Source organism: Pseudomonas sp. Lb2C2 (assembly GCF_052112205.1).
GTDB lineage: Bacteria > Pseudomonadota > Gammaproteobacteria > Pseudomonadales > Pseudomonadaceae > Aquipseudomonas > Aquipseudomonas kilonensis.
The window spans coordinates 418,782-444,889 of the sequence record NZ_JAUTYW010000001.1 but is presented as its reverse complement, the minus strand read 5'-3'; the positions used below and the strand labels follow the sequence as shown (position 1 = coordinate 444,889).

Annotated in this window: 22 protein-coding genes; 10 read left to right on the top strand and 12 right to left on the bottom strand. The window is 61.5% G+C overall.

All coding sequences use genetic code 11. The annotated features are described in order from the left end of the window. Nucleotides 1-33 precede the first annotated feature (33 nt). The 7 genes from Q7F16_RS01910 to Q7F16_RS01880 form a co-directional block, all read right to left on the bottom strand. On the bottom strand, nucleotides 34-435 hold the full coding sequence (locus tag Q7F16_RS01910) for a response regulator (RefSeq protein ID WP_409555498.1): 402 nt from the start codon (nucleotides 433-435) through the stop codon (nucleotides 34-36). Further along, nucleotides 432-2,615, bottom strand: a complete 2,184-nt coding sequence (locus tag Q7F16_RS01905) for a PAS domain-containing sensor histidine kinase (RefSeq protein WP_409555497.1) — start codon at nucleotides 2,613-2,615, stop codon at nucleotides 432-434. Before Q7F16_RS01905 ends, Q7F16_RS01910 begins: the two co-directional genes overlap by 4 nt. A gap of 86 nt (nucleotides 2,616-2,701) precedes the next feature. Then, nucleotides 2,702-3,532, bottom strand: a complete 831-nt coding sequence (locus Q7F16_RS01900; RefSeq protein ID WP_409555496.1) for an amidohydrolase family protein — start codon at nucleotides 3,530-3,532, stop codon at nucleotides 2,702-2,704. Nucleotides 3,533-3,560: 28 nt separating this feature from the next. Next, nucleotides 3,561-4,850 (bottom strand): MFS transporter, encoded by a 1,290-nt coding sequence (locus Q7F16_RS01895; protein WP_053187903.1) that lies wholly within the window; start codon nucleotides 4,848-4,850, stop codon nucleotides 3,561-3,563. 122 nt (nucleotides 4,851-4,972) lie between these two features. Next, the gene (locus tag Q7F16_RS01890; RefSeq protein WP_409555495.1) at nucleotides 4,973-5,704 is read right to left on the bottom strand and encodes a GntR family transcriptional regulator; all 732 of its coding nucleotides are present in this window, start codon (nucleotides 5,702-5,704) and stop codon (nucleotides 4,973-4,975) included. 132 nt (nucleotides 5,705-5,836) lie between these two features. Continuing rightward, the gene (locus Q7F16_RS01885) at nucleotides 5,837-7,177 is read right to left on the bottom strand and encodes a sensor histidine kinase (protein ID WP_046062251.1); all 1,341 of its coding nucleotides are present in this window, start codon (nucleotides 7,175-7,177) and stop codon (nucleotides 5,837-5,839) included. Further along, nucleotides 7,174-7,833, bottom strand: a complete 660-nt coding sequence (locus Q7F16_RS01880; RefSeq protein ID WP_046062250.1) for a response regulator transcription factor — start codon at nucleotides 7,831-7,833, stop codon at nucleotides 7,174-7,176. The genes Q7F16_RS01885 and Q7F16_RS01880 overlap by 4 nt, the downstream gene beginning before the upstream one ends. Nucleotides 7,834-7,963: 130 nt before the next feature. Here Q7F16_RS01880 and Q7F16_RS01875 point away from each other — a divergent pair, with 130 nt between their 5' ends. The 5 genes from Q7F16_RS01875 to Q7F16_RS01855 all read left to right on the top strand — a co-directional run bounded on the left by Q7F16_RS01875 (nucleotide 7,964) and on the right by Q7F16_RS01855 (nucleotide 13,650). Further along, nucleotides 7,964-8,287 carry a PepSY domain-containing protein gene (locus Q7F16_RS01875; RefSeq protein WP_046062249.1) on the top strand — a complete coding sequence of 108 codons (324 nt, stop codon included), beginning with the start codon at nucleotides 7,964-7,966 and terminating at the stop codon, nucleotides 8,285-8,287. An 86-nt stretch (nucleotides 8,288-8,373) separates the two neighbouring features. After that, complete coding sequence (locus tag Q7F16_RS01870; RefSeq protein ID WP_053179289.1) at nucleotides 8,374-8,844, top strand: DUF2271 domain-containing protein; 471 nt, start codon at nucleotides 8,374-8,376, stop codon at nucleotides 8,842-8,844. A gap of 24 nt (nucleotides 8,845-8,868) precedes the next feature. Further along, nucleotides 8,869-11,049, top strand: coding sequence for a PepSY domain-containing protein (locus tag Q7F16_RS01865; protein WP_409555494.1), 2,181 nt, complete (start codon nucleotides 8,869-8,871; stop codon nucleotides 11,047-11,049). Further along, entirely contained in the window at nucleotides 11,033-12,004 is a 972-nt protein-coding gene (locus Q7F16_RS01860) for an FAD:protein FMN transferase (RefSeq protein ID WP_409555493.1), read from the top strand. Before Q7F16_RS01865 ends, Q7F16_RS01860 begins: the two co-directional genes overlap by 17 nt. A 302-nt stretch (nucleotides 12,005-12,306) precedes the next feature. Continuing rightward, the gene (locus tag Q7F16_RS01855; protein ID WP_409555492.1) at nucleotides 12,307-13,650 is read left to right on the top strand and encodes an OprD family porin; all 1,344 of its coding nucleotides are present in this window, start codon (nucleotides 12,307-12,309) and stop codon (nucleotides 13,648-13,650) included. Nucleotides 13,651-13,694: 44 nt separating this feature from the next. On the opposite strand, the gene Q7F16_RS01850 is transcribed toward Q7F16_RS01855, so the two are convergent. Beyond that, the gene (locus Q7F16_RS01850) at nucleotides 13,695-14,636 is read right to left on the bottom strand and encodes a LysR substrate-binding domain-containing protein (RefSeq protein ID WP_046062244.1); all 942 of its coding nucleotides are present in this window, start codon (nucleotides 14,634-14,636) and stop codon (nucleotides 13,695-13,697) included. Nucleotides 14,637-14,729: 93 nt separating this feature from the next. Between Q7F16_RS01850 and Q7F16_RS01845 the strand changes: the two genes are divergently transcribed. From Q7F16_RS01845 to Q7F16_RS01830, 4 genes are all read left to right on the top strand, one after another. Next, the gene (locus tag Q7F16_RS01845; protein WP_095962239.1) at nucleotides 14,730-15,743 is read left to right on the top strand and encodes a DMT family transporter; all 1,014 of its coding nucleotides are present in this window, start codon (nucleotides 14,730-14,732) and stop codon (nucleotides 15,741-15,743) included. A gap of 95 nt (nucleotides 15,744-15,838) precedes the next feature. Beyond that, nucleotides 15,839-16,591, top strand: coding sequence for a fumarate/nitrate reduction transcriptional regulator Fnr (gene fnr, locus Q7F16_RS01840; protein ID WP_409555491.1), 753 nt, complete (start codon nucleotides 15,839-15,841; stop codon nucleotides 16,589-16,591). Between the two features lie 130 nt (nucleotides 16,592-16,721). After that, the gene (gene arcD, locus Q7F16_RS01835) at nucleotides 16,722-18,215 is read left to right on the top strand and encodes an arginine-ornithine antiporter (RefSeq protein WP_409555490.1); all 1,494 of its coding nucleotides are present in this window, start codon (nucleotides 16,722-16,724) and stop codon (nucleotides 18,213-18,215) included. 88 nt (nucleotides 18,216-18,303) lie between these two features. Next, nucleotides 18,304-18,843, top strand: a complete 540-nt coding sequence (locus Q7F16_RS01830) for an Hsp20/alpha crystallin family protein (RefSeq protein WP_409555489.1) — start codon at nucleotides 18,304-18,306, stop codon at nucleotides 18,841-18,843. 332 nt (nucleotides 18,844-19,175) lie between these two features. Here the strand turns inward: Q7F16_RS01830 and Q7F16_RS01825 are convergent, their stop codons facing one another. The 3 genes from Q7F16_RS01825 to Q7F16_RS01815 form a co-directional block, all read right to left on the bottom strand. After that, complete coding sequence (locus Q7F16_RS01825) at nucleotides 19,176-20,531, bottom strand: MBL fold metallo-hydrolase RNA specificity domain-containing protein (protein WP_046062242.1); 1,356 nt, start codon at nucleotides 20,529-20,531, stop codon at nucleotides 19,176-19,178. A 100-nt stretch (nucleotides 20,532-20,631) separates the two neighbouring features. Further along, the gene (locus Q7F16_RS01820; protein WP_409555488.1) at nucleotides 20,632-21,522 is read right to left on the bottom strand and encodes a universal stress protein; all 891 of its coding nucleotides are present in this window, start codon (nucleotides 21,520-21,522) and stop codon (nucleotides 20,632-20,634) included. A gap of 66 nt (nucleotides 21,523-21,588) precedes the next feature. After that, a complete protein-coding gene (locus tag Q7F16_RS01815; RefSeq protein ID WP_095962260.1) occupies nucleotides 21,589-23,961 on the bottom strand; it encodes a phosphoketolase family protein in 2,373 nt (790 codons plus the stop codon). A 169-nt stretch (nucleotides 23,962-24,130) separates the two neighbouring features. Here Q7F16_RS01815 and Q7F16_RS01810 point away from each other — a divergent pair, with 169 nt between their 5' ends. Beyond that, nucleotides 24,131-25,114: a zinc-dependent alcohol dehydrogenase family protein gene (locus tag Q7F16_RS01810; RefSeq protein WP_046062241.1), complete on the top strand. Its 984-nt coding sequence runs from the start codon at nucleotides 24,131-24,133 to the stop codon at nucleotides 25,112-25,114. Here Q7F16_RS01810 and Q7F16_RS01805 read toward each other — a convergent pair. Continuing rightward, nucleotides 25,104-25,997 (bottom strand): universal stress protein, encoded by an 894-nt coding sequence (locus Q7F16_RS01805; RefSeq protein ID WP_409555487.1) that lies wholly within the window; start codon nucleotides 25,995-25,997, stop codon nucleotides 25,104-25,106. The two genes, Q7F16_RS01810 and Q7F16_RS01805, sit on opposite strands and share 11 nt — an antisense overlap. Nucleotides 25,998-26,108: the final 111 nt, after the last annotated feature.

The following is a 26,108-nucleotide window of genomic DNA, read 5'->3' as shown; positions in this document are numbered from 1 at the left end:
ACCGGGACTGGGCTTGCTGGGGAGGGTGTTGGATCAGTGGGGATCGGTGTTGGATGCCAGGCCGCTTTCGCGGGCCTCCTTCAGCGTAACGGTAATTTTCTGCTGCAACTCACTTTGCGAAAAAGGCTTGTGCAGGACCGGGCACCCGGCGTATTCGGCTGGCAGTCCGCTGGCGCCGTATCCGGTGCTGAACAGGAAGGGAATATGGCGACCGCGAAGGATTTCGGCCACCGGAAAAACCCGCTCGCCAGCCAGGTTGACGTCCAGGATCGCCAGGTCAACCTGCGCCGAGCCAGCGACTTCACATGCAGCAGCGAGCCGAGCGACCGACGCCACCACTTCGCATCCGAACTCCTCCAGCATCTCTTCGATCAACAGGGCAATCGCGCCTTCGTCCTCGACGACCAGCACCCTGACGCCCGCAAAGGGGGTCATGCCCCGGTCACCCCTATCAGGAACGAAAAGCGGCAGCAAACGCCTTGCGGGGCGTAGGTGAGGTCGAACTTGCCGGCCAAGTCGCGCTCGATGCAGCGCTGCATCAAGCGTGACCCGAGCCCTTCCCGTTCCGGCGGTGACACCGGAGGCCCTCCTTGTTCGCGCCAGTCGAGGGTCAGCAACGTTCCGTCCGCCTGGGCTTGCAGGTGCCAAGTGACTGCAAGCGTCCCGCTCTCGACCGACATCGAGCCATATTTCAGCGCGTTGATCGCCAATTCATTGAGGGTCATCGTAAGGTTGAGCGCCACGCGAGTACCGACGTCCACAGAAGGGCCTTCAATCACGAAGCGACCAGGCTCATGCCCAAACACCGGCATCAGCACTTCGTGGGCCAGGGTGTCGAGCGGCGTCTGCCCCCAATGCCGTTTCGTCAAGAGATCGTGTGCCCGCGACAACGCCAGGAGTCTTGCCTCGAAACGCCTATAGCCGTCTTTCGCATCCTCGGCATTGCGCGCCGTCTGGGCCGCCAGCGATTGCACCGTGGCCAGGGTGTTCTTGACCCGGTGATTGAGTTCATCGATCAGCGTCTTCTGTCGATATTCCACCTGCTTTCGCTCGGAGATGTCGACCAGCATGTTGATGGCGCCCACCAGGTTTCCATCGGCATCATGCAAAGGCGTGGGATAAGGCGTGAACGGAACACGGCTACCGTCCGGCCGCTCTGCAACGGCCTCGACGCCGCGAATCGGCCGGTTTTCCTTCAGGGCCACCGCCATCGGGCATTGGTCGTGGGGCAGGAAACTGCCGTCCGTGTTGAACAGTTTCCAGGTCACGCACCACTGGTCGCCCAGCCGAGGGGTGCGCCCGGACAGTTCGACAGCGGCGCGATTGTAGAAGGTGATGCGGCCATCGGCGTCAGTGGTGTACACCGCGGCAGGCAATGCCTCGAGAAGATTGCGCATGTGCCGTTCGCTTTCGCGGACCTGGTTTTCCATCCGCCGCGCCAGCGTGACGTCCTGCAACACTCGCACGCCATAACGAAACGTACCGCTGGCGTCCCTCACCGAAGAACTGTGGATGTCGAGGTAAACGACCTCGCCATCGGGCTTCACGGCGCGTTTGCGAAGCACGTAGTTATCAAGTTCACCGGCCACCTGGCGGGCGTACAACCCCGCGTCCTGCGGGATGCAATCGGGGTGGGTATAGTCCAGGAATGTCATCGACAGGAGCTCTTCCCGCGAGCGCCCCAGCATGTTGCACAGGGCATCGTTGACGCGCAGCAAGCGACCGTCGACGTCGGCCTCGGCAATACCGATGGTCGCCGCCTCGTAGGTCGCCGAAAGCCGGTCATCGCTGTCCTGGCGCGCGGCCTCGGCTGCATGGACGCGGCTACTGTCGAGGGTGAAGCAGCGTGTATTGAAGAGTTTTCCGTCCTCGAACCGGCCATTCGAAGTGATCGTGACATGTTTGATCGAGCCATCCTTGGCCCTCAGTCGCGCCGGATAGCTTTCCAGGCAGTCGCCGCTGCCCAACTTGGTGAGGATGTCACCAATAACCGGCTCGTCGACATGAAACTCGGTGATGTGGCGGCCGATGTACTCGTCCGCCGAATAACCCAGCAGCGTCAGCTCCGCCTTGTTGGCGCGCAGGATAATGCCTTCGCCACTGACGATATGCAGGCCCACCGCGCTGTTTTCGAAAAAGTCTTCCAGGTCGGCACTCTTGCGCCGAAGCTCTTCGGCCATGGCGTGGTGCGCGGAGACGTCCTGGAAACAGTTGATCACCCCTTGAATAGCGCCCCGCCGATCCCTGAGGGCGCGGATATTCATCAGCGCCACGAACCGCGAGCCATCCGGGCGCTGGATGAGTACTTCCTGATTGCGCGAGGCAATGCCGGTATTGAGTGCCGAGGCTGTCGGGCAGTGTTCGAATGCCAGCGGCGTACCGTCGGTCAGGAACAGTCGATGAGCGCCGCAGAAACGATCACCGTTCTCTCCAAGTGCCGGCGCCCTTCCCCACAGCTCGGCCGCCTCACTGTTGTACCTGACGAGCCACCCCTGGCGATCACAGAGGTACACCGCACCGGGAATGGCATCGAGTGCGCTCGTCCCCATCGCGATCAAGCTCTCGTACTCGCTTGGCGCACGCGCTTCCATGGGTAGCTCTTCAATGTTCGACATCAGTCATCCTCAAACCGCCTGAATGGAGTCTAGATCCCTATTCACTGGGCGAGTTCAGGAAAACTTGACGTCACAGGCCGCGCGCCTCAAAACCTGAATAAGGCCTGGGGTGCCTGGACCAATAACGCACGCATCAGCGACGCCGAACATTCCAATGCGTGCAACTGCCCCATGACCGTTTCGAAACCGACATGTTCTTCATGCTGCGTGTGCGGCCAGTCGCTGCCCCATACCAAGCGCTCGGGGCCAAAGCTGTGTTCCAGCAACGTCAACGAGGCGCGGGCGAACTCAAGATTCTGCGGCGCCGTTGCGCCCAATCGATAGATGCCGGATACCTTCATCCACAGGTGCCCGCCCTGCCCCAGCTCCATCAATTGGGCAAAGCCAGGTTGATCGAGGCCCAAACGCGCATCCGGGCGACCGAAGTGATCGACCACCAACGGGATGCCAAATGGCAACAGTTGATCAATCAGCCCCGGTAAGTCCATCAGGTTGGCGTGCAACTCGACATGCCAACCCAGTTCTGCGAGGTGCCCCAAAAAACCGGTCCAGGCAACGTCGCGAAAATCAGGCAAGGCTTCGCCCATCAGGTTCAAGCGAACACCGACCACGCCCAACCGGGCCATGTCATCCAGCTCGGCGCGGCTGATATCTCGCGCCACCACTACGACCCCGCGCAATTGCGCTGGCGCCTGCCGCAGCGCGGCCAGCAAGTAGCGGTTATCCGTGCCAAGAAAACTCGGCTGCACCAGCACGCCATGGCTCAAGCCATGGGCGTGCAAGTGGTTCAGGTACTGGTCGAGCGTGGCGTCATAGTCGGGTGTGTAGCGCCGGACAGCGGCCAGCTCCAGCTTGCGACTGAACACGTGGGCGTGGCAGTCAATGCCGGTCATCGGCTTGGTACAGGTATCAGCCATGGGTCTCATCTATCGACAATAAGGAAAATCAGGCTCGGGCGCCCTGGCCGTCACTCTCCACCGCAGGCGCCGATGCAGCAGTGGCCTCCAGGCTACGCCCGCGGGTTTCCGGCAGGCACAGCGCCGCGATCACCGCCACGCCGTAGGCAATCCCGGCGTCGATGCCAATGGCCGAGCCCAGGGACATGGAGTCACTCATGTGCCCGACCAGGAACGGGAACACCGCCGAAAGCACCCGGCCGAAGTTGTAGCAGAACCCCACGCCGGCGCCGCGGACATCCGCCGGGTACAGCTCGTTGAAAAACGCCCCGAGGCTCGCCGGAATGCCCGCCGCGAAGAAGCCGAGCGGGAAACCCAGGAACAGCATCTGGGTGTTGCTCAACGGCAGGAACACATAACACTGCACGGTCACCACGCAGCACAGCGCGAATAGCACGATGTTCTTGCGACGTCCGATACGATCGATCAACAAGCCACTGACCACGCAGCCGCACCAGAAAGCGAAGATGATCACCGCCAGGTAACCGCCGGAGTTGAGTACCGACAGGTTGCGCTCGGTCTTGAGGAAGGTCGGCAGCCAGGTCATCACCGCGTGGTAACCACCGTGTGCCCCCAGCCCCAGCAACCCGCCAAACAAGGTCACGCGGATCAGCTCGGGGCGAAAGATACCGCCCAGGGATTTGAAGAAGCTTTGCGGGATGACGTTTTCTTTTTTCAGGCGCTGGAAACTGTCGGGCTCTTCAACGTTGCGCCGCACCCAGATAATCAGGAACGACGGCAGCAGCCCCACGACGAACATCACCCGCCAGGCCATGTCTTGCGGCACAAGGGAGTAGATCAGCGTGAAGACGCCGACCGCCAGCCCCCAACCCACCGCCCAGGCGCTTTGTACCGTGCCCATGACCTTGCCGCGGTACTTGGGGTTGATGGTCTCGGCCATCAATACCGCACCAGCCGCCCACTCCCCGCCGATCCCAAAGCCCTGCAACGCCTTGACGATCAACAACTGGTGGAAACCGGTGACGAACGCCGACAGGAAGGTAAAGAAGGAAAACCACAAGATCATCCACTGCAGCGTGCGCACCCGCCCGTAACGGTCCGACAGCGTCCCGCCGACCCAACCGCCAATGGCCGAAGTGACCAGGGTCACACCGCTGACCAGCCCGGCATCACCCTTGGTCAGGGCGAACGCGGCGATCAACGCCGGTATCGCCAGGCCGAACATCTGTACTTCCAGGGCGTCGAGCGACCATCCGCCGAAACAGGCCCAAAACGTTTTGCGCTCGCGCGCAGTGACTTGGCGATACCAGCTGAACATGATTCTTATCCTTGTAAGTGAAACGAAAGGCAGCCGAGAGCGAACCGCGCCGCTACAGGGCCAGTCATGGCAAACAAAACGATAAGGGCTGCGGCGACCGACTCGCCGCTAGCCAGGTGAGGTCAGCGGATTTCCACGCGGTAGCGGAAATGCTCGGCGTGCCCGCGTGAGCGTCGCCACTCAAGGGGGTTGCCGGCGTAGTCCCGCGCCAGACGCTCGATCACCACCACCGGGCTGTTGACCGGTACTTGCAGCAATCGCGCGTACACCTCATTCACCGATTCGGCGGTGAGGGTTTCTTCGGCATAGGCGACCACCTGGCCGCAGGTTTCTTCATAGATGGGATAAAGCAGCGGTCCCTTTTGACTCAGGTCGATCTCGAGCAAGGGTTGGAAACGGCTGCGGGGCAGCCAGATTTCTTCGGCGAGCACCGGCGCAACGTCCAGCAGACGCACCCGTACAATGCGAATCACCGGCGCATCCGCCGGCAACCCCAGCGCCTGGGCCACCGCCGAAGGCGCGGCCACCGGCTCCACGGACAGGATCCGGCTCTCGGGAACCCGGCGTTCGCCTGAAGCGCTTTGAAAGCGGAAAAACCGGAACAGCGACGATTGAAACTGCGGCCGGCGAATGAAGGTGCCGCGGCCCTGCTGGCGCTCCAGGACGCCCTCGCTGACCAGCGCATCGATGGCCTTGCGCACCGTGCCGGTAGACAACTGGTATTCGGCCGAGAGTACCGCCTCAGTAGGGATCGCCTCCCCCGGACGCCAGCGGTTATTGGCAATCTGTTCAGCCAATTGGTCGCGCAATTGTTGATAAAGCGGCAGGCGGGCATCACTGGAGAGAGATTTCATCGACCTTATTCACCTTGTTATCTAGTCATATATATGAATATGGATGCGAGTATTTGCTCAAGGCCGATTGATTGTCAAGAATGCGCAGGTTAGCTGGCTGACGAATGGCCAACGGGATAACCAGCAGCCGGCTCAACCGGCAACAGTGGCAAGCGGTAGCCAGACCCGAACCTCGAACCCCTCCTGCCGATCTTTTGCCGGAGACAACAGTTCGATTCGCCCATTGATCCCCTGCACGATCGTCTTGACGATCGCCAACCCCAATCCCGACCCACTGGTTTCGCTCTGGCCGCGCACGAAACGTTCGGTCAGGTGCTGCAGGACGGCCACCGGCACCACCGGTCCGGCATTGATCACCCGCAGCAGTGCCTGGTCCGTGAGGGTGACTTCGATGGGTTGATCCATCGCACCGTACTTCAATGCATTCTCGATCAGATTGCGCAACAGAATGCCGAAGGCGTCCGGGTCGACGGTCGAATACACATGGGCCTGGGCAGGAAGTTGCAGCTCGATCTGACAGGTGTTGTTGTGCCGCCACTCATCCACCACGTGAGCCAATAATGGGACCAGGTCCTGGGGCGCTTGCGAGAGCAGTCCGCCCCCTTCAGCCTTGGCCAATTGCATGAGTTTTTCCGATAACCGGGCCAATTCGCGCAAAGCGCTTTCGATCTTTTTTGCACGCAAACGCAACGGACCTTCAGGGGCCTCCTGGTACAGCCGCTGGACTTGCGCCAATGTCGCGGCCAAGGGTGTACGCAGCTCATGTGCGCTATTGGCAGTGAAGCTGCGTTCGGCCTCCAGGGCCTTGCGCAAGCGCTCCAGCAGGCGGTTTACCGCATCCGCCAAGGGGTTGATTTCTGCCGGCAGGCGCGACACCTTGATCGGCGACAGATCACCCACGCCACGGGCCTCTACCGCGTAACGATAGGCCAGCACGCTGCCCAGGCTCATGCGCACCAATAGCCAGGTCCCCAACAGGCTGATGGGGACCAGCGCCAATAACGGCCACAACAAGGTAAACAAGGCCTGTCGTGCGGCCTCGCGGCGATGGCGCAACGGCTCGGCGACTTCGATGAATACCGTCTCACGCAGCGCACTGGCGCCATACAGACGGTACTTTCCAATCGTGGCGAACCCCTCGGCCGGGTGTTTGCTGAAGATCTGCGGGTTGGCATCGTGGGACTGCATCAGGACCTTGCCTGCAGCATCGCGCACCAGATAAGTCAGGTGCTCCTTGTGCATCTTCAGGGTGGCAACCTGTTGCACCTCCCCCGGGTTTTCCCGGTTGCTGATTTCCAGCACGGCCAGGGGGAGGATGCGTTGGGCGGTCTCCTCAAGTGCGCTGTCAAAGGCCTCGTTCAGCTCATGTTGCACCCCACGCCAAGTGCCGATTGTCGCCATCAGCCAGAGCAACGTCATGCCCAGCGTCAGTCCCAGGCCCAGACGTTTTTGCAGGCTGAAGGTCGTCTTCATGCCGACACCATCCGGTAACCCATGCCCCGCACGGTTTCAATCAGGTCGCGCCCGAGTTTCTTGCGCAATCGACTGATATAGACCTCGATCGTGTTGCTTTCGATTTCGGCGCCGAAGGCGTACAGCCGATCTTCGAGTTGCCCCTTGGACAGCAGCGCGCCGGGACGCTGGATGAATGCCTCCAACAGCGCCCATTCCCGGGCAGTGAGGTCCACGGCCATGCCGGCCCGATGCAACGTACGGGCCGTCATGTCGACGTGCAGGTCACCGAGCCTGATCTGGGGATTGGGGTTGCCGCTGTAACGACGGGCCACCGCAGCCACACGGGCCGACAGTTCAAACAGGTCGAAGGGTTTGACCAGGTAATCGTCGGCGCCGGCATTGAGGCCGGCGATTCGATCAGATATCTGGTCCTGGGCCGTCAGGATAATCACCGCAGTCGCGTCACCTGCACTGCGCCGCTGACGCAGGAAATCCAGCCCTCGACCGTCCGGCAACATCAAGTCAAGCAGGATCAGGTCATAAGCGGTGGTGCTCACACTGCTGCGTGCATGGGCAAGGTTCTGCACCCAATCAACGGCATGGCCGTCATCGGCGATCTGCTCGCGCACCGCCTCCCCCAACCTTGGCGAGTCCTCAACCAATAAAACCCGCATCGGGCAGCTCCTGTCATCGTGGTTTTCCGCACCTTAGCGGCCTTACCTGACGTGAATCTGAAGATTCAGCTGGCTGTCAGGAATGCACCGTAGGGTATGCCCACAACGAAGCCCCGGCAGGAGACAGATCATGAAATCAGGTTTTATCGCCAGCACTGCGCTGATAAGTGTGCTGGCCAACGGTTACGCCTTGGCCGATGACGACTGCAGCGAACCGGTCAACGACTGGCAACCACGGGAAACCCTGCGCCTGCAGGTGGAACAGCGGTACGGCTGGAAGGTGCAGCGCATCAAGGTCGACGACGGCTGCTACAAGCTCAAGGGCCTGGACCGCCAGGGCAATGTCATCGAAGCCCGCTACACACCGGCGTCGCTGCACCTGCGCGAGCTCGAGATCTACTTCCGGGACGATGACGATGCCAGCGCCTACCTCGCCCCTGCTCCCGCACCGTGACATTTCGACGCGTTGATCCTGCCATTCAGGTTGCTGTCAGCAAGCAGGTCCAGGCTCTCGCCCCAACGATCAAAAGGACACTTCCCATGAAAAAAATCATCGCTGCAACCTGCCTCGCCGGCGCCATCATCCTGCCGGGGCTGGCTCAAGCCCGTGAAGTAACCCTCACCACCCAGCTCAAACGCTACAGCGGCAACGATGCGTACCTGGCGATCTACGTCACCGACGCCAGCGGCCAGTACCAGAAAACCCTCTGGGTGGCCGGCAAAAAGGCCAAGTACTACAAGCACCTGGCCGACTGGGCCCGTGGAAGCAAGCTGAGCCCCAGCGAGTACGACGGCGTCAGCGGCGCCAGCGTTGGCAGCGGCGACACCCTCAAAGTCAGCGTCGAGCTGGCAGACACCCTGATCGATGCCGGGTATCAGATCCGTATCGATAGCGCCGTCGAGGATAAGCGTGATGCCCGGGCCGACGTCAGCGTGCCACTGACCAGCGAAGGCGCAGGCAAGCCGGCGGCCGGTAATACCTACGTCGAATCCTTTACCTACGATTTGTAGCACCTACCTGTTCGGAGGCCGAACATGCTTCGCCAGCTCCACTCCCTGCCCGGTCTGATCGCCGCCCTGCTGGTCATGCTCTTGGCCATCAGCGGCGCGATGTTGTCTGTCGATCCGGCCCTTGAACGCCTGAACAACACGTCCACTGCGATTGGGCAAGTCAATGTCGGCCAGTTGGCCGGACGTGTTTCCAGTCACTTTCCGGGCGTGGAGCAGATCCAGCGCACCGCGTCCGGGACCGTCATCGTCTACTTCAATCAGGACGGCCGGGTCGGGGCCGAAAAGGTCGACCCGCTGACCGGGCGAGGCCTGGCCCCGTACGAACCCTCCGCTTTCTCACGCTGGATGAAAGACCTGCACCGCTCGCTGTTTCTTGGTACGCCGGGCCACGGGGTGTCAGGCGTCGGCGCGCTGTTCATGCTGATGCTGTCGGTGTCCGGGGCGCTGTTGCTGGTCCGGCGGGTCGGCGGCTGGCGCAACCTGCTGCGGCCATTGCGGGGCGACTTCAGCCAGCGCTGGCACGCTGAGGTCGGTCGCCTAGCGTTGCTTGGGCTGCTGTTATCGGCACTGAGCGGGCTCTACATGTGCGCCACGACCTTCGACTTCATCGCCGATGGCAGTCAGAGCGAACCTGCATTCCCCGACCACATCAGCGCGGGCTCGGCCTCGCCCGTGGCGAGCCTGCAAGCTTTGCAGGCCACCGATCTGACTGATCTGCGCGAGCTCGTCTACCCCAGCCCGAATAATCCGCAAGACGTGTTTTCCCTGCGCACGGCCCAGGGCGACGGCTACGTGGACCCGGTCAGCGGCGCCCTGTTGTCCTATCAAGCTCACGACTCGATGCGCAACGTCTACGAGTTGATCTATCAGTTGCACACCGGTGAAGGGCTCTGGTGGCTGGGCCTGTTGCTGGGCCTCTGTGCCCTCGGCGTGCCAGTGATGAGCATCACCGGCATCCTGATCTGGTGGCGTCGTCGCCAGGCCGGGCCGAATATCCGCCACAACAGCGCAGCGCAATCCGCCGACACCGTTATCCTGGTCGGCAGCGAAACCAACAGCACCTGGGGCTTTGCCAACACCTTGCATGAAGCCTTGCATCAAGCCGGCCACCGCGTTCACAGCGCGGCAATGAATCAATACGCCAACGACTACGGCAACGCTCAACGCGTGTTCATCCTCACCGCGACCCACGGTGACGGCAATGCCCCGGCCTCGGCTTCGCAGTTCCTGGCACGGCTGGCCGAAGCCGGCCTGAAGCCTGGCCAGCCGTTTGCCGTGCTGGGTTTTGGCGACCGGCTGTTTGCGCAGTTCTGTCAGTTTGCCCATCAGGTACAGGAAGCCTTGTTGCAGGCTGGTGGCACGCCGTTGATCGGACTGGAAACCATCAACCGCCAGTCATCCCAGGAATTTGCTCGCTGGGGCCACGCCGTGGGTGAGGTGCTGGGGCAAGACCTGACGCTGATCCACACCGCACAGCCGCCCCGCACCCATCAACTGATCCTGGTCGAACGCATTGCCTATGGTGAACAAGTCGGCGCGCCCACCCACGTGCTGCGGTTCAAATCCTCAGGGACATTACCGGCCTTTGAAGCCGGTGATCTGGTCGGCATCCTGCCCCCTGACAACCCCCTCCCTCGGTTCTACTCGCTGGCCAGCAGCTCACAGGACGGCGTGCTGGAGATCTGCGTACGCAAACACAAAGGAGGTCTGTGCTCATCATTCCTTCACAGCCTGGAGATCGGGGCGACCATCGACGCCTTTGTCCAACCGAATCCACAATTTCGCCCAGCGTCGGGGGCGCACCCAGTGATTCTGATCGGCGCCGGTACCGGCATCGGCCCGCTAGCCGGTTTTATCCGCAACAACAAGGCCCACTACCCCATGCACTTGTATTGGGGCGGGCGTAACCCGGCCTCGGACTTCCTCTACGAAACCGAGCTCAACCATTACCTGGCTGACCGGCGCCTGACGGCATTGCACGCGGCCTTTTCCCAGGTCATAGACCGTTCCTACGTGCAAGACCGGCTGATCAGCGACGCCCTGATGTTGCGTCGGCTGATCGAAAAAGGCGCCCAGGTGCTGGTTTGCGGCGGTCGCGAGATGGCCAAGGGGGTGATGCTGGCCCTGGACGAAGTACTGGCACCGCTGAACCTGAATGTGCAGACCCTCAAGGCACAAGGACGCTATCGTGAAGACGTCTACTGAATTGCAGCGCTATAGTCTGAGCGGCGAAACCATGGGCACGCGCTATACCGCCCTGTTCTATGCCGAAACCGAACTCGACACCCGACCAATCAGTGACAGCCTGGCGCACGCCGTGGGCCGGGTGGACCAGCAAATGTCGACCTGGAAAGCCGATTCGGATCTCAATCGCCTCAACAACGCACAGTTGCAGGAATGGATAGCGCTGTCCGAGGAACTGACCACGGTATTGTCTGCTGCGCTGCGCGTCAGCCAGCAATCGGGCGGCGCCTTCGACATCGCCGTTGGTGATCTGGTGGACGCCTGGGGCTTCGGTCCCGGCGAGCTGTCCATCACCGAACCAGTGTTCGATGGGTTGCCTACGCCCACTCGACGCTCGACTTGTGCAGCGCTGGTCGTTGATTCACAACGCAACCAGGTGCGCAAACAGGCACCGCTCAACCTCAACTTGAACGGCATTGCCAAAGGTTTTGGTGTCGATGAGCTGGCCCGCTGCCTGGACAGGTTTGGCATCACACGCTACCTGGTAGGCATCGACGGCGAGATGCGCGCGCGCGGCAGCAAACCTGATGGGCAGCCTTGGGTCGTGGCCATGGAAAAACCCCGTCGGGGCGTGCGTGAGGTCATGGGGGTGATGGAACTCAGCGACGCCGCCATCGCCACCTCCGGGGATTACCGACATTGGGTCGACGTCAGGGGGCAGTCCTACGCCCACACGATGAACCCAGCCACCGGCGCCCCCCTGTGCAACCCGCTCGCAGCCGTCACGGTGGTGTCGACTTCATGCATGCTCGCCGACGCCTGGGCCACAGCGCTGATGGTACTGGGCGAAACCCAAGGCCCCCGCCTGGCACAAGAACGCGGGATGGACGCATTGTTCGTCGTGCGCGACGGTTTGCAGTTCAAGGAAATATCCATAGTCGGCGGACAGTTGCAGGCTCAGGTCCAAACGCGCTGACGCCGACGCTCGGGTGTTGAGTCAGAAGAACGACCACTCACGCACCAGCCGGAGAAGGTCATCATGCACCCGCCTCACAGCGCAAACCTTGCAGCCATGTGCTGAGGGAATGCAGCGTCCGGTGTTGCACCTGAACGCTGCCCCCTGTGGGAGCAAAGCTTGCTCGCGATAGGGCCAAAACAGCTGAACGCAATTAACAACGTTTAACTCGCGCGCGCGCGTCCCACGCCCAAGAATGAAGCTCTTGTCTTCCTGGCGCGAAAGCCCTCCTTCGCCCGCCCAATGTCACATGGAAATGAAGCATGTTGCCTGCACCACACCACTCAACCACCGCCCTGAAACCGCTCTGGCTGCTTGCCCTGCTCACCGGCAGCGCCGCACCGGCGATGGCAGCGGAACTCGCGCAAAGCACGCCTGGCTTTCTCGACGGGGCAACGCTGCAAGTCCTCAGCCGCAACTTCTACCTCAACAATGACTATCGCACCCCGACCCCGGCAGGCAAAAGCTACAAACAGGAATGGGCCCAGGGCTTCATCGCCTCGTTCGAGTCCGGCTTCACCCCCGGCACGATCGGCGTAGGCATCGATGCCCACGCGTTCGTGGGGTTGAAACTGGACGGCGGCAAGGGGCATTCCGGAACGGGATTATTGCCGCTGGATGAGAACGGGCGAAGCGAGGACCACTACTCCAGTGCGGGCGGCGCGCTGAAATTCAACACCTCACGCACCACCCTGGCGGTCGGCGAAATGACCGTGCAGAGCCCGGTATTCGACACCGCAGACAAGCGCCTGCAACCCGAATACGCCAGCGGCCTGCTGCTCTCCAGCCGCGAGTTCGAAGGGATCGACCTGCAGGCGGGCCACTTCAGTGCGTTCAAGAATCAGGACGCCTCGACCAGCAAGGGTGATTTTTCCGGGTATGGGGCGACGACGCGCCACGGCGCCATCGACTTCATCGGCGCCGACCTGCTCACTGGCCAAGCCCTGGGCGGCGCGCTCTACGCCTCCGAACTGAGCGATGCCTGGCGCCAGTACTATGCCAACCTGCATACCACCCTTGGCGAACTGTTCCTCGACGGCAACCTGTACCACACCCGCGACGATGGCAAGGCCATTGCCGGGGCCATCGACACCACAGCCTATAGCCTGAGCGGCAAGTACCGGCTCAATGCCCAGGCGTTCACCCTGGCCTATCAGAAAATCAACGGCGACACGCCCTTCGATTTCGTCGGCGGCGACTCCATCTACCTGGCCAACTCGATCAAATATGCGGACTTCAACGGCCCCGGCGAGCGCTCGTGGCAAGCGCGCTACGACCTTGACCTGGGCACCTTGGGCATCCCCGGCCTGAGCTTCATGGCCCGCTATGTGACTGGACGCGGGATAGACGGCACCCATGCCCCCCGAGGCGGTGCCTACAACCCGTTCGATAGCGACACCGGCACTTACAGTCCGCAACAAGGCGCTGGCGGACGCCATTGGGAGCGCGACCTGGACCTGCACTACATCGTGCAGTCAGGCCCGGCCAAGGACCTGTCGCTGCAACTGTCCCATGTCACCCATCGCGCCAACAGCAGCCAGGGCGGCGATGACATCGACCGGCTGTATATCGTCATCCAGTACCCACTGAAGCTGGGACCGTTCTGACCCTGCCACAACGGATACCCAATACTTTATCCGTCATGGCGGCTTCACCGGTTTAACCGCGACTGGCCGAAGCCGGCCTGGCGATCACTTCCCAATTCACCTTCAAGCCAGTCGAGCAGCGCGCTTACCTCAACCCGACCTTCCCCGCCCGGCCGGCTGAATACCGATATCGCATCAGGCAAAGGGACGCTTTCTGCGCAAGGTCTCACCAACGCCCCGCTCTCAAGCAGCCCTTGGGCGGTGCGCAGCCACCCCAACGCGATGCCATGCCCCTCGACCGCCGCCTGGAGCATCAAGGGGTAGCTATCGAACACCGAGCCCTCGGAAAAGTTGTCGAACGACTGTCCAAACGCCTGGAACCAGGCACCCCACTGCATCCAATGAGGCGGCGTAGCTTGATAGTGCAAAAGGGGGTGGGACTTCAGGTCACGGACTTGCAACACTTCGTGGGTACGCAGGTAATGAGGACTGCATACGGGAAACACTTCATCAGCGGCGGTAAACATCAAGCCATGGACGCCGCTGGGCCGTCCCGTGCTTTGCAGGGCCACGTCAAAATGCTCATTGAACTCAGTCAGCGGCCCGGTAGATGTGGCCACCTGGATCTCGATTTCCGGGTATCGCTGGTGGAACGTCGAGAGCCGCGGCATCAACCAGTAGAACGCTTCGCATAATTGGCACAGCAAAACGACGCGGTTTTTACCTGGCGATTGACGAAGGCTGACAGCACTGGCACTGATACTTTGCAAGGCGTTACTCACCACACGTCCCAACTCACGCCCTTGCTGGGTCAGGAAAACGGCGCGGTTACGACGGCAGAATAGTTTCAGCCCCAAGTCCTCTTCGAGCCCACGGATCTGCCGACTGATCGCCGCTTGGGTGATGTGCAGTTCCTCGGCGGCCTTGGAAAAACTCTCCAGGCGCGCAGCCGCTTCGAAGGGCAACAAGCTGGCAAGCGGCGGCAATGTTTTTCCAAGGGTATTCATAATCAGAGGTAATACATCCAAGGCCGAGAACTCGTTTGTAGCATAGCTGCGACGCTGTGCAACATGAGCTCAATGCCTTAAGGATATGCATGAATGCCCAATGCCTACTCGAACCCCCTCGCCGGCGTGAGCCTTGCCGTCGTCGCGACGCTGAGCTGGGCGTTGAATTTCATTGCGCCTTACGTCGTCGGTGCCTACACGATCCACGATTTGATGATCATACGGTTCCTGATCGCCGGGGCGCTGGGTGTGGCTGTCGTGATGGGCTATCGAACCCAGCTTCGGCGTATGCGTCGCAGCCAACTGCTACTTGGCGCCAGCCTGGGGGTCATCGGGTACCTCGGTTACAGCAGTTGTATTGCCGCAGGCGTCATGTTTGCCGGGCCGGTACTGACCCCGGCGTTTATTGGCATGGTGCCGGTGTTGCAGGCACTGCTCGGCAACGCCACCCACAAAACCCTCCCATGGCGAAGGCTGGCGATACCGCTGGTTTTTTTAACGGGAGGGCTAGTGCTGTCGAACATCAGCAGCATCCAGCAGCCCCTGAGCGACGACGGTTCATGGTTGACGGGCTTGTTTTTCTCGATCGGTGCGGTGCTCTTGTGGCTCATATTCAGTTGGTTGAACCAGGGCGCCTTGGTCAACCTATCGGTCAGCGCTTCGGGGGCCTGGACCGGCCTCATGATGGTCGGCGCAGGGATCGGCACCTTGTGCTTGTTACCGGCGGCGCAAGCATTTGACCTTCTCAAGCTGCCAAGCCTGGGTTTCAGTGTTTCCCTGGCGGGACACCTGTACGCGTGGGGTCTTGTCATTGCGCTGATGTCGTCAGTCATCGGGGCCTGGGCGTGGAACGCGGCGTCCCGTCGCCTTCCCATGGTGCTTTCCGGGCAGTTGATAGCCCTGGAATCACTATTTGCCACACTACTGGGCTTGTTGTTTCATCACCGGTTGCCAACGCTTCTAGAAGCGTCAGGTCTTGCTGGCGTGCTGGTGGGGGTGGTGATGGCAGTTCGTATCATTCTGACGTCCACTGTCCCTGATAGAAATGCCTCTGTTGCCGGGTCATGCATGACTGAGCCGCACAAAGTGAAGCACTTTCGCACTTAACGACGAATCGACCGAGGGTATGGCTTTAGCCGACAAAAAACAGGCGCGACAGGATAGTTCTTCTATGCTTGGTTCACCCAAAGGAGTTAATCCCTGTGCCCGAGCCCGAAGCCCGACTTCTACACGTGCACTCCCTCAAGGCTGCGTGTTCGAACTGCAGCGTGCTCGAACTGTGCCTGCCCATCGGCCTGACGGGCGGTGAAGTCGAGCGCCTCGACACGCTGATCGCCCAGCGGGTGAAGGTCAAGAAAGGCACAGCGCTGTATCACACCGGCGACCCACTGCGCTCGTTGTATGCGGTGAGATTGGGTTTCTTCAAGACCAGTGTCCTTTCGGTAGACGGTCGCGAACAGGTCACCGGTTTCCAAATGCAAGGCGAAATGCTTGGCCTGGACGCTATCAGTACCGATCACTACGCCTGTAATGCCATCGCCCTGGAAGACAGCGAAGTCTGCCCGCTGCCTTTCAACCTCCTGGAAAAACTGGCCCACGACTTGCCGTCGTTGCAGCACAACCTGAACAAACTCCTGAGCCAGGAAATAGTGCGCGACCACAGCATGCTGTTGATGCTCGGCAACATGAACGCCGACGAACGCCTGGCGGCGTTTCTATTGAACCTGTCCCAGCGGCTTAACATGCGAGGTTATTCCTCCAGGGAATTCGTGCTGCGCATGAGCCGCGAAGCCATCGGCTCCTACCTGGGCCTGCGCCTGGAAACCATCTGCCGGGGCATCGCCCACCTGCGCCAGGAAGAACTGGTGGACATGCATGGGCGCAATGTCACAATCCTGGATTTACCCGGTCTCAGGCAAAAGGTCGCCGGTTGCCATCGTCATGCCGAGCTGTAACGCCTGCCCCGCATGACATCTGATCTACATCAATACCCCCAAATGCCTACAGGTCGACATTAAGACTCAGCGTTCGAACCTCTGTCTCGACGAAGGTTACCGAACCTCCCGTCTCATGGAGGCTTTGATCATGGCAACGCACCTGCAAGGTACAGAACCGGTCATCCCGACCACCACACCTCACCCTTTGGCCGGCAGTTTGCGAAAGGTCGAGCCCAGGCGCCTGTCGCTGAGCCTGCTGGTCGCCCTGGTCGTCGGTTCGATGATCGGCAGCGGCATCTTCAGCCTGCCCCAGAACATGGCAGCCAGCGCCGGTGCCGGGGCGATCCTGATCGGCTGGCTCATCACCGGCGTGGGCATGCTCTCGCTGGCCCTGGTCTACCAGACCCTCTCCAACCGCCAACCGGAACTGGACAACGGTGTGTTCGCCTATGCCCGTGCCCTGGGCGGCGAATTCCTCGGTTTCAATTCGGCGTGGGGCTATTGGATCAGCGCCTGGATCGGCAACGTCAGCTACTTGGTGATTCTGTTCGCTGCGCTCAGTTACTTTTTCCCCGTGTTTGGCGAAGGTAATAACAAAGCCGCGATCGTCGGCGCGTCCGTGGTGCTGTGGGCGTTGCATTGGATGATCCTGCGCGGGATGCGCACCGCCGCCAAGGCCAACGCCCTGACCACGATCGCCAAGGTGGTGCCGTTGCTGTTGTTCATCGGGCTGGTCATTGCCGCCTTCTCCAAGGACACCTTCACGGTGGATTTCTGGGGCGCGCCGGCACTGGGCAGTACGCTGGACCAGGTCAAGAGCACCATGCTGGTGACGGTCTGGGTGTTCATCGGTATTGAAGGCGCCAACGTATTCTCCGCCCGGGCCGCCGAACGGGCCGACGTCGGCCGCGCCACGGTGATTGGCTTCATCCTTACCTTGTTGCTGCTGATCGCTGTCTCCTTATTGTCGTTGGGCATCCTCAGACAGCCCGAACTGGCCGCGCTGAAGAACCCCTCCATGGCGGGTGTACTGGAAGCGGTGGCCGGGCCTTGGGGCGCGGTGCTGATCAGCATTGGCCTGATTGTGTCAGTGGGCGGCGCGTTGCTGGCCTGGACGCTGTTGGCAGCCGAATCGGTGTTCACCCCGGCCAAGGAAAAGGTCATGCCGCGCCTGCTGGCCACGGAAAACCAACATGGCGCACCGGCCAACGCGCTGTGGATCACCAACGGCTGCATCCAATTGTTCCTGTTGCTGACCCTGTATTCGAGCGCCAGCTACCTGGCGCTGATTTCACTCGCCACCTCGATGATCCTGTTGCCGTACCTGTTCAGTGGCCTGTATGCACTGAAGATGACCTGGCAAGGCCAGACCTACGCTGGCCATCGCGGCCTGCAACTGCGCGACATGGCCATCGCTGTGGTCGCGACGGGCTATTGCGTCTGGCTGCTCTACGCCGCCGGCCCCCGGTACATGCTGCTCAGTGCCCTGCTCTATGCCCCCGGCTCGCTGATCTACCTGAGCGCTCAACGGGCCAGGACGGGCCGGGCCTTCAATGGTTTTGGCTGGGGCCTGCTGCTGGTGATCTGGGCGGCGGCGATTTTCGCCGGCTGGATGCTCTGGTCCGGCCAACTGTCTTTGTAAGTTCGCAAGCGTGCATTGACCCGTTCGGCGACGGTATCTGGTCATCTGGCCAGGTACCCGCCCGGACATCACCAAAGAGGAAAATCAAATGTCCAATTCAGTGAAAAAAATGCCGGTCAAAACCGAAGAAAACGCTCCGCATCCCGCCAAGACTGAGCTCAGGCATCCGTTTGAAAAGCTCCGCCAGCAGGTGGATCGCCTGTTCGATGACTTCAACCGGGGCACAGGGCTTTCGCCCTTCAGTCGCGGGTTGTTCGATGTCGAGCCCTTCTGGCGCCGCGAGTTCTCCACCAGCAGCCTGCCGGCCGTTGACATCAGCGAGAAAGAAAAGAGCTTTGAAATCACCGCCGAGTTGCCCGGCATGGATCAGAAAGACATCGAAATCCGCCTGGCCAATGGCAACCTGATCATCAAGGGGGAGAAAAAAGAAACCAAGGAAGAAAAGAAAAAGGGTTATCACCTGTCCGAGCGCCATTACGGCTCCTTCGAACGCGTGTTCAACCTGCCAAAAGGCGTCGACAGCGACAAGATCGAAGCCCAGTTCAGCAAAGGCGTGCTGACCCTGACACTGCCAAAAAAACCGGAAGCACTGAAAGCGGAAAAGGTCGTGCCGATCAAGGCCGATTGATCGCTTTGAACCCTGCCCCTCGCCGGCCAACGACGAGGGGCTTTTTCATGCCTGAGCTTATTTCAGGCCGAATGCGTCGTTGAAACGGCCGGCCCCTTCGCGAGCAAGCCCGCTCCCACACTGGGCCGTGGCGGGCACAAATCCGGCGACCACTGAAAATCCCCCTGTGGGAGCGAGCTTGCTCGCGATAGCGGTGGGTCTGTTGGCTTTGATTTCGGCTGGGCCGCCGTCATCGCGAGCAAGCTCGCTCCCACACTGGGCCGTGGCGGGCACTAATCCGGCGACCACTGAAAATCCTCTGTGGGAGCGAGCCTGCTCGCGAAGGCGGTGGGTCAGAGTTCGACGCTATCGCGGTACTCCGGCACCGACACTGACCAACCCAATTCGTCGCGTATGCGATGGCGCAGGACATCGGACGCATTGGGCTCGCCATGCACGACATAGGTGTGCCGGGGTGGTGTCTTGAAGCCGCGCAGCCATTGCATGATTTCGTCGGCATCGGCATGGGCCGAGAGCGTTTGCATGGGCACCACTTCGGCATTGATCGGCACGTCCTTGCCATGGATGCGCACCGCAGGCTCGCCCGCCACAATCCTCGCGCCTCGCGTACCGCCTGCCTGGAAGCCGGGCATCAGCAAGGTGTTGATGGGGTTGGGCGCCAGGCTCTTGAGGTGGTGCAGCACGCGCCCGCCGGTGGCCATGCCACTGGCGGCGATGATCACCGCCGGGGTGCGTTGCAGGTCCAGGGCCATGGAGTCCTTGACCGAGCGCACCGGATGGGCGATGTGGCACATGCCTTCGCACTCTTCCCTGGAGAGACGATGCTCGTCACCAAAGCGCTGGTACAACCGGGTGACGTCGATGGCCATGGGGCTGTTGAGGTAGATCGGGATATCGGGGATCGCCCGGCGTTGCTTCAGGCGATACAAGTGGTACATCAGCAACTGGGCCCGGCCAACCGTGAACGAGGGCACCAACGTGATGCCACGGCGCAGCGCGGTGCGAGTGATCACCTCAGCCAATTGGTCTTCCGGCGACTCGTGTGGGTGTCGACGGTCGCCGTAGGTGGACTCCACCAAAAGAACGTCCGCCTGCTCGATGACCTTCGGCGCGAACATCACCGGATCCTCGGGTCGCCCCAGGTCCCCGGAACACACCAGCGTCACCCCACCGGCCTGGACCTGTACCGTCGCGGCACCGAGGATGTGCCCGGCGCGACGCAGCAAGATGGTTATCCCCCGGGCGATCTCCACCGGGTGTTCGAAGGCAATCGGGCGTAGCAGTTTCAGCGCTCGTTCAGCGTGTTCACGGGTGTACAGCGGGAAGGCCGGCGCGTGTTTGGAAAACCCCTTGCGGTTGGCGTATTCGGCTTCTTCTTCCTGCAAGCGAGCACTGTCACGCAGCAGGATCTTCACCAGCTCGCAGGTCGCCGGCGAGGCATAGATGGGGCCGCGATAGCCATTACGCACCAGCACCGGCAGGTAGCCGCTGTGGTCCAGATGGGCGTGGGTCAGTACGATCGCATCCAGGTCACGCATCGGCAGTTCGAAGGGATCCCAGTTGTGCAGGCGCAACTGCTTGTAGCCCTGGAACAGGCCGCAGTCGATCAGGATGCGCTGATCGTCATGTTCCAGCAGGTACTTGCTGCCAGTGACCGTACCGGCGGCCCCGAGAAATGTCATGCGCATGGCGGTGCTCCTGGACAATCGATCGTTAGTCTATTGGTCCCATTGTTTGACCTCGTTGCCGTTGATCTTTGTCAACAACCCAGCGGTCAAGCCCGATTCATCACACCGCCAGAACACTGCACGACACCTGGTACAGGATGTGTTCGGTCGTGCTGCCCAATAGCCCATACAGATCGTCGTGCTGGAATCGCCCCATGACGATCACATCCACTTCATGCTCCAGGGCAAACTCACTCAGGGCCGAGACCGGATGCCCCAGCAGAAAATGCCTGCGCTCGGCCGGCACACCAAACAGGTTCGCCAGTTCCAGGAAGGTTTTTTCCAGGCTCCTGCGCAGTTCCTTGCTGAGCTGCGACAGCGACAGGCCGCCACCACCCGCATCCCCCAGATAGACTGACGACACCTCATAGGCGTGAACCAGATGCAGCTCGGCGTCGCACTGCAAGGCCAGGCTCATTGCCTGGCGGATGATCCGGTCATTCAGCCCGCTGTTCTGGGCAAACGCACTGGAAGGGTCCACCGCCGCGACCACTGTGCGCGGCAGCGCATGACCGGAGGCCCCCACCAGGTACATCGGCACCGGGCAGTTACGCAGCAGTTGCCAGTCCAGCGGGGTGAAGAAAGCCCGCTTGAGCATGGGCTCGTGTTGTACCTGCTTGATCAGCAAATCCGGCTGGATCTGCGTAACGTGTTGCAGGATCTGCTTGCCCATCTTCTGGGCCCATTCCACCTCAGTGGTGACCCGCAGGCCACGGCGGCGCATCTTGTCCGCCTCATCCTCCAACCAATGGCGATGGTCCTGGAGATAGTTCTGCCGCGCCTCCTCACGAGGCCCCTCTTCAAGCAGCGAAAGAATGTCCAGCGAGGGAATCAAGGCGGTGACATGCAAGTGCGCCCCACTGGCCGCCGCCAGGGCCGCGGCGTGATGCAGGGCGGGCGAATGACGTTGTGCCGGATTGAGGATCAGCAACAGGCGTTGGTACTGGCTCATGATGGGTCTCCAAAGTCGGGCTCGAACGCCACGGCGCAGCGTCGATGCCATGAGGCATGTTGGCCGTCATTGCGGCGTCGGCGTCCAGCGCCAATTCAAGACTTCGGGCATGTCCTGCCCATGCTCGATGAGGTACAGCTGATGCTTTTCCATGGTTGCCCAGTAGCGATCCCGAGCGCTGTCCACCAACGGCTGCAACCGCGGCACGCGCTGGATGACATCGAGCGCCAGCTGGTAGCGATCCAGGTGGTTGATGACCGCCATGTCGAACGGCGTAGTGGTGGCGCCCTCCTCCATGAAACCGCGGACATGGAAGTTATCGTGGTTGTGACGCTTGTAGACCAGCCGATGGATCAGTGACGGATAGCCGTGAAAGGCGAAAATCACCGGCTTATCCACGGTAAACAAACCATCGAACTCGGCGTCCGGCAACCCGTGGGCATGCTGTTGCGGCGGTTGCAGGGCCAACAGGTCGACGACATTGACCACCCGCACGCGCAGGTCGGGCACGTATTCACGCAACAGCGTCACAGCGGCCAGGGTTTCCAAGGTTGGCACGTCACCGGCACAGGCCATCACCACGTCCGGGTCTTCGTCATTGTTGCAGGCAAAGGCCCAGCGACCGATCCCGACCGAGCAGTGTCGAACGGCCGAATCGATGTCCAGCCACTGCCATTCAGGCTGCTTGCCGGCCACGATCACATTGATGTAATCGCGGCTCTTGAGGCAGTGATCGGCCACGGACAACAGGCAATTGGCGTCCGCTGGCAGGTAGATACGCACCACGTCGGCGCTCTTGTTCGCCACCAGGTCGATGAAGCCCGGGTCCTGGTGGGAAAAGCCATTGTGGTCCTGTCGCCAGACATGGGACGTGAGCAGGTAATTGAGCGAAGCAATCGGCGCGCGCCACGGGATCTGGGCGGCGGTCTTGAGCCATTTGGCGTGCTGATTGAACATCGAATCGACGATGTGGATGAACGCCTCATAGCAGGAAAACAGCCCATGCCGGCCAGTCAGCAAATACCCTTCCAGCCAGCCTTCACACACCTGTTCGCTGAGGATTTCCATCACCCGACCGTCGCACGCCAGGTTCGTATCTCCCGCCTCCAGGGCCGCCATCCAGGTTTTGCCACTGACCTCGTACACCGCATCAAGGCGATTGGAGGCGGTTTCGTCGGGGCCGAACAGGCGGAAATTGCCTGCCTGCAGGTTGTGCTTCATCACATCACGGACAAAACCGCCCAACACCCGGGTGGCCTCTGCCTGCAGGCTGCCGGGCGCGCAGAATTGCACGGCGTAATCGGTGAACCTGGGCAGTTCCAAGGGTTTGAGCAGCACGCCGCCATTGGCATGGGGATTGGCGCCCAGGCGCCGATGTCCCGTCGGCGCCAACGCGGCAATGTCCGGCAGCAACGCGCCGTTGTCGTCGAACAATTGCTGCGGACGGTAGCTCTGGAGCCATTGTTCCAGTTGCGTCAAATGCACGGGCAGCTCGAAGTGGCTCAGCGGCACCTGGTGGGCGCGCCAGGTGCCTTCGACCTGCTGACCATCGACGAATTTCGGACCGGTCCAGCCCTTGGGCGTGCGCAACACCAGCATCGGCCAGAGCTGGCGTTCCAGGGTACGTCCCGACGAATCCGCGCGGGCCGTGCGCTGGATTTCGCGAATCTTGAGCAACATGCCGTCCAGGGTCCTGGCCAACTGTTGGTGCACCGCTTGCGGATCGTCGCCTTCGACAAAATAAGGATCGTAGCCATAGCCATACATCAGGGCCGACAACTCGTCCTCACTGATGCGCGACAGCAGCGTGGGGTTGGCGATCTTGAAACCGTTGAGATGAAGAATGGGCAGCACGGCGCCGTCACGCCTGGGGTTGAGGAATTTGTTGGAGTGCCAGCTCGCCGCCAACGTACCGGTTTCGGCCTCACCGTCACCGATGACGCAGGCCACGATCAAGTCCGGATTGTCGAACGCTGCACCATAGGCATGGGCCAGGGAATAACCCAATTCCCCACCTTCATGGATGGAGCCGGGAATCTGCGCGGAGACATGGCTGGATAAGCCATAAGGCCAGGAAAATTGCCGGAACAAACGCAACATTCCGTTTTCGTTCTGCTCCACCGAGGGATAACACTGGGTAAAGCTGCCCTCCAGGTAACTCTGGGCGACGATGGCCGGACCGCCATGACCGGGACCGGTGATCAGGATCATGTTCAGGTCACGGGACTTGATCAGGTGATTGAGGTGCACGTAAATCAGATTCAGCCCCGGCGTCGTGCCCCAGTGGCCCAGCAGGCGCGGCTTGACGTGATCGCGTTGCAGCGGTTTGCGCAGCAACGGGTTGTCCTTGAGGTAGATCTGTCCCACGGCCAGGTAATTGGACGCGCGCCAATAGGCGTCAATGCCTTCCAACTGGTCGGGGCTGAGAAAATCGCTCATCACGTCCTCCGCAAAAAACAGGGTTGCCATGCCTGATTCTGGAACACGGGAATAAGGGTGACTTGATTTACATCAGAACCAGGGACGCTAAGGTCATACAAGGTGCTTGCTCGATGCCCTGGCGCCGCTCACTGGCATGGCGAGCGCCCGCTCACACAGGAGAATGCTCATGCGCGCCATGGTCCTGCACACGATTGGCCAGCCCTTGCAACTGGAGGAACGTCCCCAACCGACGCCGGCCGCCGGGCAAATGCTGATCAAGGTGCAAGCCTGCGGTGTGTGCCGCACCGACTTGCATCTGTTCGACGGTGAACTGCCCCAGGCTCGATTGCCTCGGGTACCGGGCCACGAGATTGTCGGTGAGGTCACCGCCGTCGGCGCGCAGGTGGCCCCGGACTGGATCGGCCGACGGGTAGGTGTACCCTGGCTGGGGTGGACGTGTGGCGTGTGTGAGTTCTGCCGCTCTGGCCGGGAGAACCTCTGCGACCAGGCACTGTTCACCGGCTGCCAGCTGGACGGTGGTTATGCCGACTACACCGTCGCCGATGCGCGGTTCTGCTTCCCTCTGCCCGACACACTGGAGGCCGCCGAAGCCGCGCCCTTGCTGTGTGCAGGGCTGATCGGTTTCCGGGCCTTGCAGATGGCGCAAAACGCCCCTCACTTGGGCCTTTATGGCTTCGGTGCCGCTGCGCACCTGGCGATCCAGGTCGCCGTGGGCCGGGGCCAGCAAGTCTATGCCTTCACTCGCCCCGGTGATGACAGCGGCCAGGACTATGCCCGTTCGCTGGGCGCGACCTGGGCCGGGGCATCGGACCAGCTCCCGCCACATCTGCTGGACGCCAGCCTGATCTTCGCCCCCGTCGGCGAACTGGTGCCGCTGGCCTTGCAAGCCACCGCCAAAGGCGGTTGCGTGGTGTGCGCAGGCATTCACATGAGCGACATCCCCGCCTTCCCCTATCGCCTGTTGTGGCAGGAGCGCAGCGTGCGTTCAGTGGCCAATCTGACCCGCGCGGACGGCGTGGCGTTTTTCGAACAGATCCAGCGCACGCCCGTGCATTGCAACGTGACCTGCTACCCCCTGGTCCAGGCCAACCAGGCTCTGGAGCGCCTGAGGAGCGGACAGGTCAACGGGGCCATCGTACTCATCCCTTGACCGCCAGCACACTGCCCGGCACCGAGTACAAGGCGCGTTCTGTCGTGCTGCCAATCAAACGCTCAAGACCGGCGCGGTGCACAGTGCCCATCACCACCACGTCGGCCTCGAATTCGTCGATGAACTCCTGGATGACCGGCACCGGCAGGCCAACCACAAAGTGCCGACGTTCCGCCGGTACGTCACAGCGCTCGGCGAGGCTGATAAACGCCGCATGCAGCGATTCGCGCAAGGCGTCGGCAAAGTCGTCATCCCAAGCCCCGGCCAGCAACGAGGCTTCGCCATTGAAGGCCGGCGACAGGTCGCAGGCGTACAACAGATGCAACGAGGCGTCGCATTGCCGGGCCAGCGCGGTGGCCGTCTGGACGATACGCTCGTTCAACGCATTGGCCTCGGGGTCCGAGGGGTCCACCGCCGCCACGACCCGGCGCGGCAAGCCGTGCACCGCCTGGTTGACCAGATGCACCGGCACCGGACAGTCGCGCAACAAATGACAGTCCAGCGGCGTTGCGAACACACGCTTGAGCAACGGTTCGAGGGTGACGTCCTTGATCAGCAGGTCAGGCTGGAACTGTTCGACGTAGCGCAGGATGTCCAGCAACGGATGGAGGGTCCACACCACGTGAGTCGTCACATCCAGGCCTTCCTCCCTGAGCAGCGCCGCCTCCTCCACCATCCAGCGGCGGTAGCGGTGCAGATAGCGCTGCACACTCGCTTCATCGATTTTTTCACCCCATAGGTGAGTGCGGGCCGGTGGCTGGACGAACGCGCACAAGTGCAGTGCGGCACCGCTGGCCCGGGCCAGGGCACAGGCCCTGCGCATCGCTGCGGAGGGGTGCAGATCAGGTTCGACGATCAATAGCAGACGCTGGTATTGCCCCATCGCACACCTCCATCGGATTGCCCACACGAAATCCAGAACCTTGCACCGGCCTTTTCCGGCGCGATCTTCAGCGTGCGCCCATCAAGGCCCCGGACGGTTTGATCTGAATCA